This is a genomic window from Sulfuricurvum sp. (assembly GCF_049587615.1).
Taxonomy (GTDB): Bacteria; Campylobacterota; Campylobacteria; order Campylobacterales; family Sulfurimonadaceae; genus Sulfuricurvum.
Map to the genome: position 1 here is coordinate 1 of NZ_JBAVEF010000022.1, position 15,511 is coordinate 15,511.

The 15,511-nt window shown below is 45.9% G+C and carries 18 protein-coding genes; 7 read left to right on the plus strand and 11 right to left on the minus strand.

Annotated elements, in window-relative coordinates:
• The 5 genes from WB308_RS03980 to WB308_RS04000 all read left to right on the plus strand — a co-directional run.
• The coding region (locus WB308_RS03980) for a 4Fe-4S dicluster domain-containing protein (RefSeq protein ID WP_424189226.1) at positions 1–1,085 on the plus strand (1,085 nt) is incomplete at its 5' end.
• On the plus strand, positions 1,085–2,287 hold the full coding sequence (locus WB308_RS03985; protein WP_424189228.1) for an ethylbenzene dehydrogenase-related protein: 1,203 nt from the start codon (positions 1,085–1,087) through the stop codon (positions 2,285–2,287). The genes WB308_RS03980 and WB308_RS03985, both read left to right, overlap by 1 nt.
• Positions 2,287–2,688 carry a hypothetical protein gene (locus WB308_RS03990; protein WP_424189230.1) on the plus strand — a complete coding sequence of 134 codons (402 nt, stop codon included), beginning with the start codon at positions 2,287–2,289 and terminating at the stop codon, positions 2,686–2,688. Before WB308_RS03985 ends, WB308_RS03990 begins: the two co-directional genes overlap by 1 nt.
• A 102-nt stretch (positions 2,689–2,790) precedes the next feature.
• Positions 2,791–3,360: a TorD/DmsD family molecular chaperone gene (locus WB308_RS03995; protein ID WP_424189232.1), complete on the plus strand. Its 570-nt coding sequence runs from the start codon at positions 2,791–2,793 to the stop codon at positions 3,358–3,360.
• Entirely contained in the window at positions 3,353–4,441 is a 1,089-nt protein-coding gene (locus WB308_RS04000; RefSeq protein ID WP_424189234.1) for a 4Fe-4S binding protein, read from the plus strand. Before WB308_RS03995 ends, WB308_RS04000 begins: the two co-directional genes overlap by 8 nt.
• 182 nt (positions 4,442–4,623) lie before the next feature.
• Here WB308_RS04000 and WB308_RS04005 read toward each other — a convergent pair whose 3' ends face one another.
• Genes WB308_RS04005 through moaC form a run of 3 tightly spaced genes read right to left on the minus strand, consistent with a single transcriptional unit; the run spans position 4,624 to position 6,404 of the window.
• Positions 4,624–5,673, minus strand: coding sequence for a DUF6781 family protein (locus tag WB308_RS04005; protein WP_424189236.1), 1,050 nt, complete (start codon positions 5,671–5,673; stop codon positions 4,624–4,626).
• 10 nt (positions 5,674–5,683) lie between these two features.
• Positions 5,684–5,950, minus strand: a complete 267-nt coding sequence (locus WB308_RS04010; RefSeq protein WP_424189238.1) for an HP0495 family protein — start codon at positions 5,948–5,950, stop codon at positions 5,684–5,686.
• On the minus strand, positions 5,919–6,404 hold the full coding sequence (moaC, locus tag WB308_RS04015) for a cyclic pyranopterin monophosphate synthase MoaC (protein ID WP_424189240.1): 486 nt from the start codon (positions 6,402–6,404) through the stop codon (positions 5,919–5,921). The genes WB308_RS04010 and moaC overlap by 32 nt, the downstream gene beginning before the upstream one ends.
• 410 nt (positions 6,405–6,814) lie before the next feature.
• On the opposite strand from moaC, the gene WB308_RS04020 reads away from it, so the two are divergent.
• On the plus strand, positions 6,815–7,696 hold the full coding sequence (locus WB308_RS04020) for a hypothetical protein (RefSeq protein ID WP_424189242.1): 882 nt from the start codon (positions 6,815–6,817) through the stop codon (positions 7,694–7,696).
• 3 nt (positions 7,697–7,699) lie between these two features.
• On the opposite strand, the gene WB308_RS04025 is transcribed toward WB308_RS04020, so the two are convergent.
• From WB308_RS04025 to WB308_RS04035, 3 genes are read right to left on the minus strand one after another with little or no spacing between them, the layout of a single operon-like run.
• The gene (locus WB308_RS04025) at positions 7,700–8,818 is read right to left on the minus strand and encodes a metallophosphoesterase (protein ID WP_424189244.1); all 1,119 of its coding nucleotides are present in this window, start codon (positions 8,816–8,818) and stop codon (positions 7,700–7,702) included.
• 21 nt (positions 8,819–8,839) lie between these two features.
• On the minus strand, positions 8,840–9,421 hold the full coding sequence (mobA, locus tag WB308_RS04030; RefSeq protein ID WP_424189246.1) for a molybdenum cofactor guanylyltransferase MobA: 582 nt from the start codon (positions 9,419–9,421) through the stop codon (positions 8,840–8,842).
• Positions 9,421–9,882 carry a DUF2780 domain-containing protein gene (locus WB308_RS04035; protein WP_424189248.1) on the minus strand — a complete coding sequence of 154 codons (462 nt, stop codon included), beginning with the start codon at positions 9,880–9,882 and terminating at the stop codon, positions 9,421–9,423. The genes mobA and WB308_RS04035 overlap by 1 nt, the downstream gene beginning before the upstream one ends.
• 94 nt (positions 9,883–9,976) lie before the next feature.
• On the opposite strand from WB308_RS04035, the gene ypfJ reads away from it, so the two are divergent.
• A complete protein-coding gene (ypfJ, locus tag WB308_RS04040) occupies positions 9,977–10,861 on the plus strand; it encodes a KPN_02809 family neutral zinc metallopeptidase (protein ID WP_424189250.1) in 885 nt (294 codons plus the stop codon).
• 113 nt (positions 10,862–10,974) lie between these two features.
• On the opposite strand, the gene WB308_RS04045 is transcribed toward ypfJ, so the two are convergent.
• The 5 genes from WB308_RS04045 to WB308_RS04065 form a co-directional block, all read right to left on the minus strand.
• A complete protein-coding gene (locus tag WB308_RS04045) occupies positions 10,975–11,109 on the minus strand; it encodes a hypothetical protein (RefSeq protein ID WP_424189252.1) in 135 nt (44 codons plus the stop codon).
• Between the two features lie 153 nt (positions 11,110–11,262).
• Positions 11,263–12,531, minus strand: coding sequence for a 3-isopropylmalate dehydratase large subunit (locus tag WB308_RS04050; RefSeq protein ID WP_424189254.1), 1,269 nt, complete (start codon positions 12,529–12,531; stop codon positions 11,263–11,265).
• A gap of 80 nt (positions 12,532–12,611) precedes the next feature.
• Positions 12,612–14,126, minus strand: coding sequence for an HD domain-containing phosphohydrolase (locus WB308_RS04055; protein WP_424189256.1), 1,515 nt, complete (start codon positions 14,124–14,126; stop codon positions 12,612–12,614).
• Entirely contained in the window at positions 14,116–14,517 is a 402-nt protein-coding gene (locus tag WB308_RS04060) for a hypothetical protein (protein ID WP_424189258.1), read from the minus strand. Before WB308_RS04060 ends, WB308_RS04055 begins: the two co-directional genes overlap by 11 nt.
• Entirely contained in the window at positions 14,517–15,509 is a 993-nt protein-coding gene (locus tag WB308_RS04065) for a hypothetical protein (RefSeq protein WP_424189260.1), read from the minus strand. The genes WB308_RS04060 and WB308_RS04065 overlap by 1 nt, the downstream gene beginning before the upstream one ends.
• Positions 15,510–15,511 lie beyond the last annotated feature (2 nt).

Here is a 15,511-nt window from a genome sequence, read left to right on the forward strand (position 1 = left end):
AATTAGCAATGGTAATGGACCTGAACAAATGTATCGGGTGCCAAACATGTACCGTAGCATGTAAAACGCAATGGACGAACCGTAACGGTCGTGAATATATGTATTGGAATAACGTCGAGACCTATCCAGGTACCGGTTATCCTAAAAACTGGATGGAGCTTGGCGGCGGATTTGACGCTGCCGGTGATCTCCAACCAGGTGTTATCCCTAATCTTGAAGCCGATTACGGGGTACCTTGGGATTACAATTATGAATCATTGATGGGTGGACAAAGCGATAGCAACAGTTTCCATCCGCATGTCTCTCCGACATGGGGACCGAACTGGGATGAAGACGAGGGTGCCGGCGTGTTCCCTCAGGACAACTATTTCTTCTATTTGCCGCGTATTTGTAACCACTGTACCAATCCGGGTTGTTTGAGTGCGTGTCCTCGTGACGCGATTTTCAAACGTGAAGAAGACGGGGTTGTATTGGTTGACTTGGATCGTTGTCAAGGGTACCGCTATTGTATCGCGGGATGTCCTTACAAAAAAATCTATTTCAATCCGAAAATCTCTAAATCAGAGAAATGTATCCTTTGTTTCCCACGTATCGAACAGGGATTGCCGCCGGCGTGTGCGCAACAATGTGTCGGACGTATCCGTTTCGTTGGATTCTTGGATGATGAAGCGTCACAAGTCCATAAATTGGTACACAAATACAAAGTAGCATTGGGACTTCGTTCAGACTATGGTACCCAACCAAATGTTTACTACATCCCTCCGACCGAATCTCCTGCAAAATTTGACGCAGAAGGTAAAATCATCGAAGGTTCAACGCGCCTTCCGGTAGAAGAACTGGAAAAACTATTTGGACCTGCGGTTCATGATGCGATCAAAACGCTCAAAGCAGAGATGAAAAAACGTAAAGAGACGGGAGTCAGTGAATTGATGGATCTTTTGATTGCGTATCAACACTCTGATATGTTCCGTCTTGACAATAACTACTATCAGCAAGTGGCGAAAGAGAACAAACGTACTCCATTGGCACCTGTCGATACCCGTTATATCGCCGGTAAGTTTACAAAAGCTGGAGGACACCACTAATGAAAAAGCTATTAACCACCATTCTTTCATTGGGTCTTGCCGCTTCTGCGGCACTGGCGGCTAATCCTGCCATTACAGCGGTAAAAGTATCGGATAGTCTCGATACCATCAAAGCAGATTCTGCTGCATGGTCAAAAGCGAAATTTGAAACCGTTATCCTTTATCCTCAAACAGCGATTGAGTTTAATGATAAAAAAGCCAACGCATTGGTCGCAAATGCAAAAGGTAAAAAAGCACAAGTCGCTGCATTGCACGATGGAAAAAACATCGCAATTATGGTGAAATGGGCCGATAAAACCAAAGACGTTGAACAATGCATGAGCAGTGACGTTTACACAGACGGATTTGCGGTTCAGTTTGCCGGAGCAACCAAAAAAGCTCAGCCTCTCCCGTATATCGGTATGGGTTCAGAAGGTCGTCCGGTAGTGGTGCATTTGCAAAAAGCAACGGCAAAAGTATATGAGCCAAACGGAAACAAAGATGTTTCCACTCAAATCAATCGTCAGCAAACCGGTGTATTCGGCAAAGAGTTGGCTGATTTCGATGCAAAAGTAGCATCATTGGCAAATACCGATTACGAGCGTGTGTTTGTCGGTGAAGGATTCCGTTCATTGACCGAAGTCAAAGACAAATCGATCAAATCAAACGGTGCAATGGTCCATGGCCCTGCAGGCTGGAGCGGAACACTAAGCCGTCCTCTTAAAGACGAATATGTCAACCTAAACGGAACTGTTCCGGTTTCGATTGCGGTTTGGGACGGTTCAAGCATGGGGCGTAACGGTTTGAAAAACCTCAGTTCATGGGTTGCTATCAATCTTGAAGGGCAAAAAGCAAACAGTGCAATGGTTGGCGAATTGACAACCGATGCAAAAGGGGATGCGGCTAAAGGTAAAGAGGCCGCTGCAACAAACGGGTGTACCGGATGTCACCAAATGACTGCTGCGGATGCACCAAGTTTGCTTGGACCATCACTCAAAAACGTCGGAGGATACTCTACTGCTGAGTATTTACGTGAATCAATCTTAAAACCGTCTGCGGTTGTTGTGCCAGGTTACAATCGTAATGCGCACGCTAATACGCCGTGGTACAATATTGAAAAGGGTAAACGTGTCTCGACCATGACTGATTTCAGCTTTTTGGATAAAGCAACAGTCGATGATATCGTGGCATACCTCAAAACCCTGAAATCGGAGGTAGAATAATGAAAAAAGTAGCCTTGTTATGTGCAGCACTTGTTTTTAGTGCATTCGCCAACGAGCCTGAAGAGTTCGAAGGTTTATTGACAACTCCGGGATGTGCCGCTCAAGGCGCATTCGCTGATTGTTATTTGGAAAACTATGCATGTGGATCGGACGGATGTTTCAAAAAAACTGATGCCGGTGTGATTACGAAAGATGCAAAATATGCACTTTATCAACACAATACCGGTAAAGTTTATACGATCGATACCACAAAATTGAAACTTGCGGAAATGCGTGAAGGTATGAATAAAAACGGTGTTGTCGTTGTTGGTGTTCTTGATGAAGCAACTAATACGATTAAAGCGACCGAGTTTAAATCTCCTCCACCTCCGAAAAAATCATTCTTTAAAGGGTGTCTATAACACCAATCTAACCCCTTTTGGGGTTAGTGCCTTAATTGTATAAGCTTTGCTGTCTCAAAGTCTCCGTATGACACAATCCCTTACTTTTTTTCAGGAATCACTATGAATAACGAATATCGACTTTATATCTATGCTTTTTTATCCCGGGTTATGAGCGATACTCCTGACCGTCGTTTTATCAATGATCTCAAAAGTAATACGTCACTCTTAGAGATTATCGGTGAAGAGACTGCCACATGGATAGGTTCTACCGATACAGAGGAGATATACGATCAGCTCAATACCGATTATACCTCGATGTATATCCTCAATACGCAGCCGGTCGAGTCGTTTGTCCTCGATGCTAAAAATGAGACGTTGGTAGGGCTACAGAATCCGGTCATGGCGTTTTATTTTACCCATGGATTTGAAGTGAATATGGATCAGACACAGATTATGGCACCGGATCATCTGGGGATCGAGTTTGCCTTTATGCAAACTTTGGTGTACCGCCAAGAAGAGAAATCACAATTCGAATTTCTCGATCAGCATATTTTTCCATGGGTAGTTCCCTACATGATGGGAATGAAAAGTATGGCAGATACGCCGTTCTACCGCGACATGTGTGATTTCATTATTGAATTTTTAAGTGCTGATTATGAGTATTTGGTACAGGGATCACACAATGGGTAATATTAATTTCGTTCAAAAAAGCAATCTTTTTAGTTATACGGCAACCCGTTGTCTTCGAAATGAGTATTACCATAATGACTGCCGCATTTGTATCGATGTGTGTCCGAAGGGGGCTTTCCATATTGTCCGCAATAAGCTGACCCTTTTTGAAAACGAATGTGTCGGGTGTGCGGGGTGTATCGGCAGCTGTCCGACCGAAGCATTGGAAATCGAGAGCTTCGATCCTAACGGATACGCTGCATCGTACCAGCATCACGAAGAGGCACCAACGCTCACGTGTAAAGTAAGCACACCGTGTTTGGGCGTTTTTGATGTCGAACATTATACGGTGATGGCACTTCGCGGCGATAAAAGCGTAACGTGTGATTTAAGCCATTGTGCGGGATGTGTCCTCAATGAAAACGGAAAATTGGAAGAATCGATCCGTGCAAAGGTGGAAGGGGCAAACCAGTTTTTAGAGACGATTCAAAATCCTCACCGTATCGAAACCATTGAGGTAAAAGAAGAGCAGGCAGATCGACGTGCCCTCTTCCGCAAGGGATTTGAGAAAGTTAAAGAGTCGCTTGCCGAAGAGTCGGTTGCCCATGTCTCAATGACAACGGCCCATCATAAGCTTCCCGATATGAAGATGCCGCTGAAGCGGATATTGCTTAAAAACTCTCTCAAAGAGATTGTTGGGGGGATGGAGACAACAGCATTTGCGATAAGCAGTCCCTTGTTTTTTAACAAACAGATCAATTTTGAAACCTGTACCAATTGCGGTGATTGTACTCAGTTTTGTCCGACGGATGCACTGTTTCCTACCTCAGATAAGCAGGGGATCTATTTTAGCCAGGGCAAATGTATCGGATGCGGTATTTGTGAGGATATTTGTAAACCCAATGCGATTACTTCAAAAGAGGGGTTTGATTTGGTGAGTGTTGCGTATGAGCGTTCAGAACAGCTCGTCCATTATGAGATGGTGACCTGTCATGAATGCCGCTGTCCGTATCCGTACAAAGGGGGCGATCCGATATGTGACCGTTGTACGAGCTTTATGGCGAAACACGCCAATATGTTTACATTAGCACGGGATATGTAGCTACTGGTTTAAAACGCCAATCGAACAAAGTCCGATAAAGCCGACGGCGGGGTAAACCCTTCGCCTTTGGTTCCGAACCTACTGAAGTGAGGTTACTCACTTTAGATGACGCTTCTCATACTCACGCTGAGTGCTCTTCGGCAGAGAGCCCACGCACCCTTGTGTGCTTTTTGGCATATTAATTATTTTTTATCCATTGCGTCTTTTGCCCCTTTGATGGCACCTTCCATCGCCGATTTGGCAACACTCCATGCGCGTACCCCCATCGCTTTGGCTTCTTGGGCTGATTTGGATTTGAGGAGCTTGTTTCCTTGTTCCGTGACGCCGCGCGTAAGTTTCGAAAGACGGGTACGGAGAAGTTCTACCGTCTCCTTGGAGAGGTGTTTAATCTCTTCGGTATCGAAACGGATCTCATGGCTAACCGCTTCTAACCGCTCAATCAATACAGAGTCATTGCGATTGCTCAAAGAATGGATCACTTGGGCAAAGAGGGTATCGATATGATCGAGCTCTTCTTCGATGGTTTTGTATTCATCCCGATAAAGTGCTTTGACCTCTTCGGGGACGTAAAGGAGATATTGATGGAATTTTTCAATCGATTTATGGAGTGCGGATCGGATACCCAGCAAGGTACCTCTTAGAATCGTATCGGCCTGATTTGGGGTTGCTTCGGCAATATTCAGGGCACTTTGAAGGATGCTTGTCAAGATACGGCGGATGCGGATGGCATTGAGAACATTGGCATTGAGGGTTTCGTACGTAATCTCTTTGATGATCTCATGAAGTGTCTCCTCAACATCGGATCCTTTTTCAAGTGTCGTAATGATGGCACTCTCGACCATCTCTTCGAGTATATCGAGTAAATCGACCGACTGAATTTTGATTTGATGGAGTTTTTCGAGGGTTTGCTCTTCGGAGCCCATCATTTTTTCAAACGTATCAAAGAGGGTGTATTTGAGATGCTGCAGCTCATCGCTTTTACGAAGAATGAGACGTTCGATCCGCTCTTTTTGCGCGATTAACTCTTCGAGCTCATCATGCAGGGACAGGGTCTCTTCTTCGAGTATCGCGCCGGTAAAGGTTTTGAGCTCTTGCAGGGTGAGAAGGTCGGGTTTGAGTGAGAACTCGCTCTCCAATGCGTCGATAACATTGCCTACTTTTTCTTCAATAGCGGTGCTTTGAAGCGATTTGTATCGGATTCTGATGTCGCGTTTAAGAGTCTCTAAGTTCATTGACTGTCCTTTATAACACCATTTTAATGTGTTGATGCGCTTTGAGCGTTTCGTAAAAATAGGTCCGTTCGTCCTCATTATGCACTAACAGTTCTAAGTTCATGCTGATGTATTTTCCACTTTTACTGGTATTGGAAGGATTGAGTGAATAGGGACGTTCAGCGAAGATTTCCAGTGCCGCGATTTCGATCCCGGCTCGCTCAAATCCGACCACTTTGTAACACCAGTTGCAGGGATATTCCAGTTCAAGCTTCTGTGTTGTTTCGTTGATAATCACCACTTTTTCCTCCTGATTTGGTTTCGAGTTGGATCGGACCGATCACCATCCCTTTGTCAATCGCTTTGAGCATGTCATAGATGGTGAGCAAACCGATACTGGTTCCCGTCAATGCTTCCATCTCCACCCCCGTTTGACCGCTGAGTTTCGCGGTAACGGTGAGTTTGAAACCCGGTAATGCGGAAAGCTCTTCAATATCGCAATGAACGCCTGAAAGGTTGAGCGGATGGCACATCGGAATAAGGTCCGACGTTTTTTTTGTCCCCATAATTGCAGCGATAACGGCCGTTTGGAGAACGGGCCCTTTTTTGGCTGTTTGGTTGACGACGGCGTCATAGGCATCCTGGCTCATCGTAATCAGACCGCTGGCAACAGCAACCCGCGAGGTGGTGGTTTTATCGGAGACGTCGACCATTTTCGGCCGGTCTCGCTCATCGAGATGGGTTAAGTTCATTTTATTCTCTTCACTAATTCTTTTTATTATTATATCCAAGAGGGGTAAATCAGAGATTGATTAAAAAATAATCATCTTTGAGATAAAAATTGGGCTATAGTTTTGTCATGAGATTACGGTGGTGCTGCGGATAGCATGTAATTCCGTAATCCTCATAACCTCCTTCAAGATTCCTAAGAATTGTCCTGTTTTGGTGACTACAAATGCAGGGCAAGACTTTGATGTTACGCACTAAAACGAATACATCCGTTTTAGCGGCAAGGACTCAAGTCCTTTGCAATCCCCTAAAGCTACAAAAACTGCGTTTTTGAGAATTTTAGAGGTATTTGTGCGCTCTTTTTGTAAAAGTGCGTAAAGTTCAGTTTTTAATTAATCAATTAATCAAAAAAATAATACATTAGGGGAAAAAAATGCAAAATTTAGTGCGAAGTTACGCCGCGAATGCCCCGTTAATTGAAAAATTTATCCTTACATCTTTGGGGCGAGTCAGTTTAAAAACCTTTAACGTACAACTTGCGGAGAGACTTTATAAAACGTTTCCGAGCTTGGAATTGGTGTATAAATGCGATGAGGGGTTTGTCCAAAATTCGCCCAATATCTATGTTGATCGGGAAGAGGGGCACCATGCCGGAGTGGATCGGGCTTATTTGGTGGATGAAGTGGCTATACAAAAAGGGTACCATGTCAGCGAGCCCTATATTTCCACGGCAACGGGGCATTTGTGTATCACGGTCATATATGCCGTAGGGGACGGATATCTGTTTTTAGATTTTCGGGTACGGAGTCTGTTGGAGCGGTTTGATCTGATTGAGAAAAATGATTTTTTTAAGCGGATTAATCGAACGTCCTATGCGGTCATTGGCGGGGGGCTTCTCTTTTTCGGGATCTTTGTCGTCCTTTATGGATTTTATACGTTTATTGGCTATTTGGTTGGCAGTGAGCCGCTCAGCATGGATACCGTGTTCAAACCGATTATCGCCCTGACACTCGGATTGGCCGTGTATGATTTGGGAAAAACGATTTTCGAGCAGGAGGTATTGCCTCGAACGCAACATGTGAGCGAGGCGTTTAATGCGAAGACACTGCTCAATTTTTCGGTTTCAATCATTATCGCCCTGTTAATCGAAGCGCTGTTGGTGGTCTTTAAAATCGCACTGCATGATTACAAAGATCTTCCGTACGCTTCGACACTGATTGCGGCACTGGCATTTTTGCTGCTGGTGTTTGCGGTCTTTATTTATTTGGTACGCAAAAGCGAGAAAGATCCCGTAGTGATACGGGAAGAGGGTTGAGCTTTAGGACCATTGGATACAGGTGATTTCAGCCTGTGAGCCCAGCCGCATCGGAGGCCCCCAAAAGCCGATACCGCTGTTCACATAAATATGGCGGTTTGTTTCGAGCCTATGGAGCCCTTTGACATAAGGCTGTGCAAGGCTGACGAGATATCCAAACGGCCAGATCTGCCCCCCATGCGTGTGGCCGCTGAGGATCAACGCGGGGGTGAATCCTTCCAGATACTCTAGGTATTTGGGTTGATGGGCTAAGAGGAGGGTGGGGATATTCGGCGGAATATTTTGCATTGCCCGGGTAATGTCGGGGATATGGGTGCCGGCTCGGTATCCGAAGAGATCGTACACTCCGGCGATGTAAAAATCGTCGTTGATGGGGAGGGCGCTGTTTTCCAGTACATGAATCCCCAGGGTTTTAAGGTATGCGATTGTGGCGTCAATCGAGTGAAAATATTCATGGTTGCCGACCACATAGTAAGTACCGTAGCGGCTTTTGAGATGGCGCAGTTCGTCAATCGTTTCTTTCACCACATCAATATGGGCATCAGACAAATCGCCTGTTATGGCGATGAGGTCGGGTTTAAGTGCATTGATAGCGGCTACACTCTTGGCGACAAATTCCCGATCAATCAGCCCGCCGATATGCATATCGCTGATTTGGACGATCGTATAGGGCTTCCCGCCAAAGCGGTTTTGTTCGACTTCGATAAAGTTCACGACGGGATCTTTGGTCCCTTCACGTATCCCTGCTCCGATATACGCGCTTCCCAGTGCTAAAAAGCCAAGATCGCTGGTCCGTTTGAAAAAAGTTCGTTTCTCCTCATTAAAAGGGGCCAGCCGCTGGACGAGATGGAGCAGTTCGTACAGAATGGTTCCCATGAAAAGGACAAAGCCGATGCCGATACTGAGGGATAGGATAAAATAGAGCAGTTTGGGAGGGCTGAGAAAATAGCGGCTGGAGAGGTAGCCGATAATCCCCGCCATATTGAGAAATAACAGATATTTTAAAAAAGTCCGGGTACTTTGTTTGACATGCAAATGGCTGATTACACGTGTATAGCTGAGATAATGCACCATGGCAAAAAAGATCGTTACGATGAACGGAAATAAAATCGGGGTACTCATAGAATGATTGTAGCCAAAGCCTTATCGGTTTTCGCCGTAGCGTGCATATGCCTTGTGATATTCGTGAGGATGGTTCAGGTTGTCAAAAAAATCTTCATTCTCAAAGGGGACATAGCGGGTATTTGAGGAGGAGAGCAGTTTTCCCAGACGGTGATCCCCCTCGGCCAACATTCTTTCGAACTCTTCGAAAAGCGAACGATGATAAATACCGCACAGCGGATGCGTTCCGCTGGACGTACGGGCGATAACCGCATCCAAGCTCTCTTCATCCGCATCCAGAAGCGTTTGAAAAATACCCTCATCGATAAACGGGGTATCGACGCTCAGTACCATGATCCGCTCGTCGCTGAGGGCTCTAAATGCGCTCACAAACCCTGCGGTAGGGGCATAATCGACTTCTTGCGGATCCAGGATAAAAGGGGCGCTGAAATCAAACTTATCCGCTGTTTTGGTGGAAATGGCGACATGGGTAAAAAGTTTGGTGAGCCGGTCGAATTGAAACTGTGTGAGGGTAGGATATCCGCCGAAAGGGAGGAGCGATTTATCCTCCCCCATCCGGGAGCTTTTTCCTCCGGCGAAGAGGATGCATGGCAGAGCGAACATTATTGAGCAAACGCAGCAGAGAGAATTTTATCCATGCTCGGTGTCGCCCCGTTTTGGAGGTATTGAAGCACTAAGGGGGAGAATTTGTCGATCATTGACGGATCCATCCCTAAAAAAGAGAACTGTGATCCCAGACTTCCCAACCCGAGCATTCCGGCCGGTGCGGCAGCAAGGAGCGTCCCGGCCTGAGGAACCTGTTTGGTCAGAGCGGTAAAATCGGTCGGCTTCATATTCCCTTTGGCGTCATTGATAATGGCGGCTGTTCCCCCTATGGCCTGTGTCGGGGTTACTCCGAGGGTTGTGGTAATGTTTTTAATAAGGGGGTTGGAAATGAGTGCACTGTCAGCGAGGGGAGCTGCACTTTGTGCTACCGGGGCTACGGTTTGCATCAACGAACCGAAATCAAAGGCATTGGCGTTGGAAATCAACAGTAATGATGCCGCGAGAGTGAGTGAACGCATAGTCGTCTCCAGAAAAAAATTCCCATATTATAACGGACGGAAAGTATAATATGGAAGTTTTTCGAATAATGAAAGAGTGTATAGGGACAGCGATATGAAATGGGAAGATTTAAAGCGGAGCACGAATGTCGAGGATCTGCGTTCTCAAGGCTCCGGGGGCAGGTTCGGCGGCGGACGGGGGGTGAATCTTCTGATCCCGATCATCCGGATACTGATGGGGACAACGATCGGACGAATCATTTTGGCAGTGGGAGTTGTAGCGTATTTTATGGGATTTAATCCTCTCAGCCTGCTGGATCACGGGGGATCCTCTGCGGGAACAAGCCGTGCGGTCAATAGTGTAGAGGAGGATAGATCGGTACAGTTTGTTTCGGCGGTATTGGGTCAAACCGAAGAGGTTTGGAGCCGTATCTATGCCCAAAACGGGGAGACGTATCGCGAGCCGAAGTTGGTACTGTTTAGGGGAAGTGTCCGAAGCGGCTGCGGATATGCCGATGCCCAGGTAGGACCGTTTTACTGTCCTGCGGATCAAAAAGTGTATCTGGATCTGAGCTTTTTCGATGAACTCTCCCGCCGTCATAACGCACCCGGAGATTTTGCCCAGGCGTATGTAATCGCCCATGAGATCGGGCACCATGTCCAAAATCAGCTCGGGATATTGGATAAGGTGCACAGCGTTCAAGAGAGATCAAACAAGACCAAAGGGAATGCCGTACAGGTGAAAGTGGAACTACAAGCCGATTGCTACGCCGGAGTATGGGCATTCCACACCCAAAAAGAGAGAGCGGTACTCGAAGAGGGAGATATCGAAGAGGCACTCAACGCCGCCAGTCAGATCGGCGATGACACTCTCCAAAAACAATCACAGGGATATGTCGTCCCCGACGCGTTTACCCATGGAACGTCGGCTCAGCGGATGGAGTGGTTTAAAAGAGGATTTGATAAAGGGACGTTGGAAGCGTGTAATACTGGGGTTTAACCCCAGAGAGATTATTTGATCGTTGCTGGATCAGTGATATATCCGGTAATTACCGAAGCGGCGGCGACGGCGGAGTTGGCGAGGTAAACTATGGAAGAGCGTGAATCCATATCTTATTTATTATTTTCATTAATTGTAAATTCTACGCCTTGTTTTTTTAATAATTTAGCATTTTTTGGATCAATAAATATATCACCATCGGCTTCATGCCTGCTTTCACGATATGGAGTGATCCACACTTCTTGCATTCCATGCTCACTAAAAGCAATTAATATGCCTACCTAGTCAATGCCTAAATTTCTACCCATTTGTCTATGATTTTGATTCATTCAAATAGAAAATTATGTTAATTGAGAATAAGTATTTTAGTGTGTGATAGGAAGTGCTAAGAGGTTGTTCTCTTAGCTTATCGTCGCAGGATCGGTAATATAGCCCGTAATCGCCGAAGCGGCCGCAACGGCAGAATTCGCCAAATAGACTTTGGAGGAGCGTGAACCCATACGTCCTACGAAGTTACGGTTGGTTGTTGCAACGGCGACTTCGTTGTCCCCTAAAATCCCCATATATCCGCCCAAACATGCACCGCAGGTCGGGTTAGAGACAACACCGCCCGCATCGATGATGATATCCATGTAACCGAGTTTCGTCGCTTCGCGAGCGATACGCTGAGTCCCGGGAGTGACGATGAGACGAACATCCGGATGGACACGTTTGCCTTTTAGGATTTCAGCAGCGATTTTAAGGTCACTTAAGCGACCGTTCGTACAGCTTCCGATGAATGCTTGATCGACTTTGATTTGGTCACTGACCGCCTGAGTAAGGCTGTGTCCGTTGGATGGCAAGAACGGATAAGCGATGACCGGTTCGAGTGCAGCGACATCGATTTCGAGCACCTGAACGTAGGTTGCGTCTTCGTCGGAATAGTGAATTTTCGGTTCACGTGCGAGAGGTTTATCGGCTAGGAACTCTGCCGTGATCTCATCGTAGGCGACGATCCCACTTTTTGCCCCTGCTTCGATCGCCATGTTACACATTGAAAATCGATCATCCATCGTGAGGTAGGGAATAGTGCTTCCCGTGAATTCGAGGGTGCGGTAGAGCGCTCCATCAACCCCGATCATGCGGATGACTTCGAGGATGACATCTTTACCTGTCGTGTATTTGCCAGGTTTGCCACTTAAGATGACTTTGATCGACTCAGGGACTTTAAACCAGTTCCCTCCGGTTACCATCGCAAATGCCAAATCGGTTGAACCCATCCCCGTAGAGAAAGCTCCCAGTGCTCCGTGGGTACAGGTATGGGAGTCGGCACCGATGATGACGTCACCCGGAACAACCAACCCTTTTTCAGGGAGAAGAGCGTGTTCGATACCCATATCTTTTTCATCAAAAAAGTTTTTCATCTGATGTTTTTTAGCGAAATCACGGCTGATGCGCGCTTGGTTTGCCGAAGCAATATCTTTGGCGGGGATGAAGTGATCGAGGACGATGGAGAACCCATCAGGATTAGCGAGTGCAGTGGCACCCGAATCTTCGAACGCTTTGATCGAGATAGGGGTGGTGATGTCGTTTCCGATGACCATATCGATAGGTGATCGGACGATTTCACCTGCGTAAACGGGGTGTCCGACGTGTTCGGAGAAGATTTTTTCAGTAATGGTTTGGCGCATAATAATGACCTTTTAAGGTGTAAATAATGGCGCGATTATACCATAGTGAGTCTTAGCGTTTCGGGGTACTTTTGCGCTTTTTAGGATTCGTGAATATCTTTAAATGTTTCTCGAATCGTAAGGAATTCTGTGAGGTGATCAAAAAAGATATCGATGAGCTGAGGATCGAAATGTTTTCCCCTCTCTTCTTGGAATAGGGTGAAAATACGTTCATCCTCCCATGCTTTTTTATAGACACGATCGCTCCCCAATGCATCGAAAACATCGGCTAGTGCGGTGATGCGACCGTAAATGTGAATTTCCTCTTCTTTTAGCCCTCTGGGGTATCCGCTTCCGTTGTATTTTTCATGGTGCTCATAGGCAACAATCGCTGCAGCTTGAAGCAACGTGCGGTTGGAATGTTTTAGCATGTCGTACCCCAGTAGGGCATGGGTGTCCATGATGCGTCGCTCTTCTTCATCGAAACGTCCCGGTTTGTTGAGAACGGCATCCGGAATGGCTATTTTTCCGATATCGTGCATCGGGGAGGCTTGTTTGAGCATCTCGGCTTCCTCTTCATCCAATCCGTAGTACAACGCCAGCAGTTTCGAATATTCAGCGACCCTTTTGACATGATTTCCCGTCTCTTTTGAGCGACTTTCTCCGATAGAACCCATCGTGAAAACGACTTCTCTTTGGGTCTCTTCAATCTCTTGGTTGAGTCCGATTATTTCGTTGAGGGCCTCATCCATTCCGTTAATCATCGTATTAAACGCATGAGAGAGTTCTCCGACTTCATCGTCTCGCTGCAAGTGTACTTGTTGGGTGTAATCTTGAGTCCGGGTGATTTTTTTAGCGGTATTGGAGAGGGTAATGATGGGCTCAATCAAATGGGTGGCGATGTAATATGCGGCAAGTGCGATAAATATCCCGCCCCCGATTAATAAGAGGATAAACCATAGCTCGTACTTGTATAAGAGACGATAGGCAAACTCTTTTTGCTCTTCCAGAACGATGGTGAGATCCGGGGCATTTTTGAGCGTTTTAGAGACTTTGAGAGAATCATGAAATAAAGAGGGACGCAGTGCTGTTGACCCATCTGCATGACGGATATAATAGTGTCTTTGTTGGGTATTTGAAAAAAATCGTTTAAAGTTTTCCAATGGATAGGTGACGGCAAGTTTTCCGATCGCCTGAGTAGAAAAGGTTGAATATACGGGTACTTCTACAAAAGGTTTGGATCGGATGGTTTTTCCAATAACGGCAAAATCGCTTGAAGCGACAATGATTCCCGTCGGGGTCAGGAGATAAAAATCCCCCGCCATTTTCAAATCCGTTTTTTTTGCCAGAAGTGCGTTACTGATACGCCGATCCAAATCTTGGGTATAAACATCGTTCATAATATCCGATTTGGCAAGGAAGGTCATATCGCTTTGTAAGGTTTGAAGATGTTGATCGATCCGCTCAACGCTCAATCGAAGCTGGGTATGCATCTCTTGGGTAACAGCGTCATACAACTCTTGCCGAAAGGAATTCCCTACCAAAAACATGGTTAATGCATAGGGGATGAGACTAACGGCTAGAAAGAGGAGAATGGTTTTAAGCTTAAAACTCATAAATCACCTTTACACCGTTATCGACCATAGAAGAGGGGATGTAGCCGATGGCCCCTTCAACGTTTTGAACAAACATTTTGACGGAGTCATAAGAGGATTGGGTGATGGGCGGGGTGGTCCCTTGGAAATGTTGTTTGATCCAGTAGGTATTCAGGTGATCACGGTCCATTTTCAAAATTTCATTTTCAAAGGTGATCCGAGAGATATCTTGACCGAGCAGGTTGACCGGGATCACTTTTTGATTTCCTAGGGAATGGCGTTTCATTAAAAAGATATCGCGTATCTGTTGTGCTGTCACTGCCGAAATCATGGTTTTTTTAGAGATAACAACACTGTATTCAGATGCACTCAGCGCTATGCAGAGTAAACAAAGAAGTGCAATCTGTTTCATTAGAAAAGTACCGAAAAGGAGAATAAGGTGCGGTTCTCATTTTCTTGAGAATGCCACTGATACTCCCCTTTGATGGAGACAGGATAGATGGGGCGATAACTGTACCCTAAAACACCGATATGATCGGTGTAATCCAAATGGTGATCGTCATAGTATTCATAGCGTCCTACGACAGCGTGTTCATTGCTAATGTGATAAACACTTTGGAGATATCCGCTGAGGGTGTAGTCCGTTTGGGAGGTTTGATATTCGGTTCTAGATGCGATGGCTTCCGTCGTAATAAGTAAAGAACCGTTGTCGTATTTCATATTTCCTTGTACGAAGCGTGTCCGCTCGTTGGAAGACAACGTTATAAACTCTCCGATACTACCGCCCAAGCTCGTTTCAAATGAGAGTTCATGCTCTAAGGCTACTCCGTAAAAATGGGTATTGGGGATATTGATATACTCATCATCCATATCGTGCGTTGTTTGTCCAAAGAGGTGATAATGGGTTGAGCTGCTTTCTGGAAGATAGCCGTTTATATCCATCCCGGTTAAGAATTTCGGGAACAAGAGTTTGCTGTAAAGGGGGTTGGAGGTTGTATCTCTGAGGACATTGATCGGTTCAAGGTTCCAATATCCGATGGGGGTTATTTGTTTTCCGAAACGGAGGTTAAAGGTGTCGGATATCCAGATATCACCGTATAAGCGCTCAATGTGAAATTTTTGACTTCCCCCTTCATCTCCGTCGGTAACGTTTTTGTGATAAAAGCCAATCGCTTCGAGTTCCCCCAAATAGGAAAAGTTTGATCCGATGTTACCGTATGCCATAACGGCAACATCATCGATGGTAAAGGTGTCTGATCGTGTATTGGATTCAAATTCAGTGGATACGTATCCCCCTACGGTAAGTTGATCATAGAGGTTGAATCCATGACCGAATTCGTAGCTATCTGCATAGATAGATGAGGTTAAGGCTACGAAGTAAAGGGAGAAAAATCTGAGATACACGT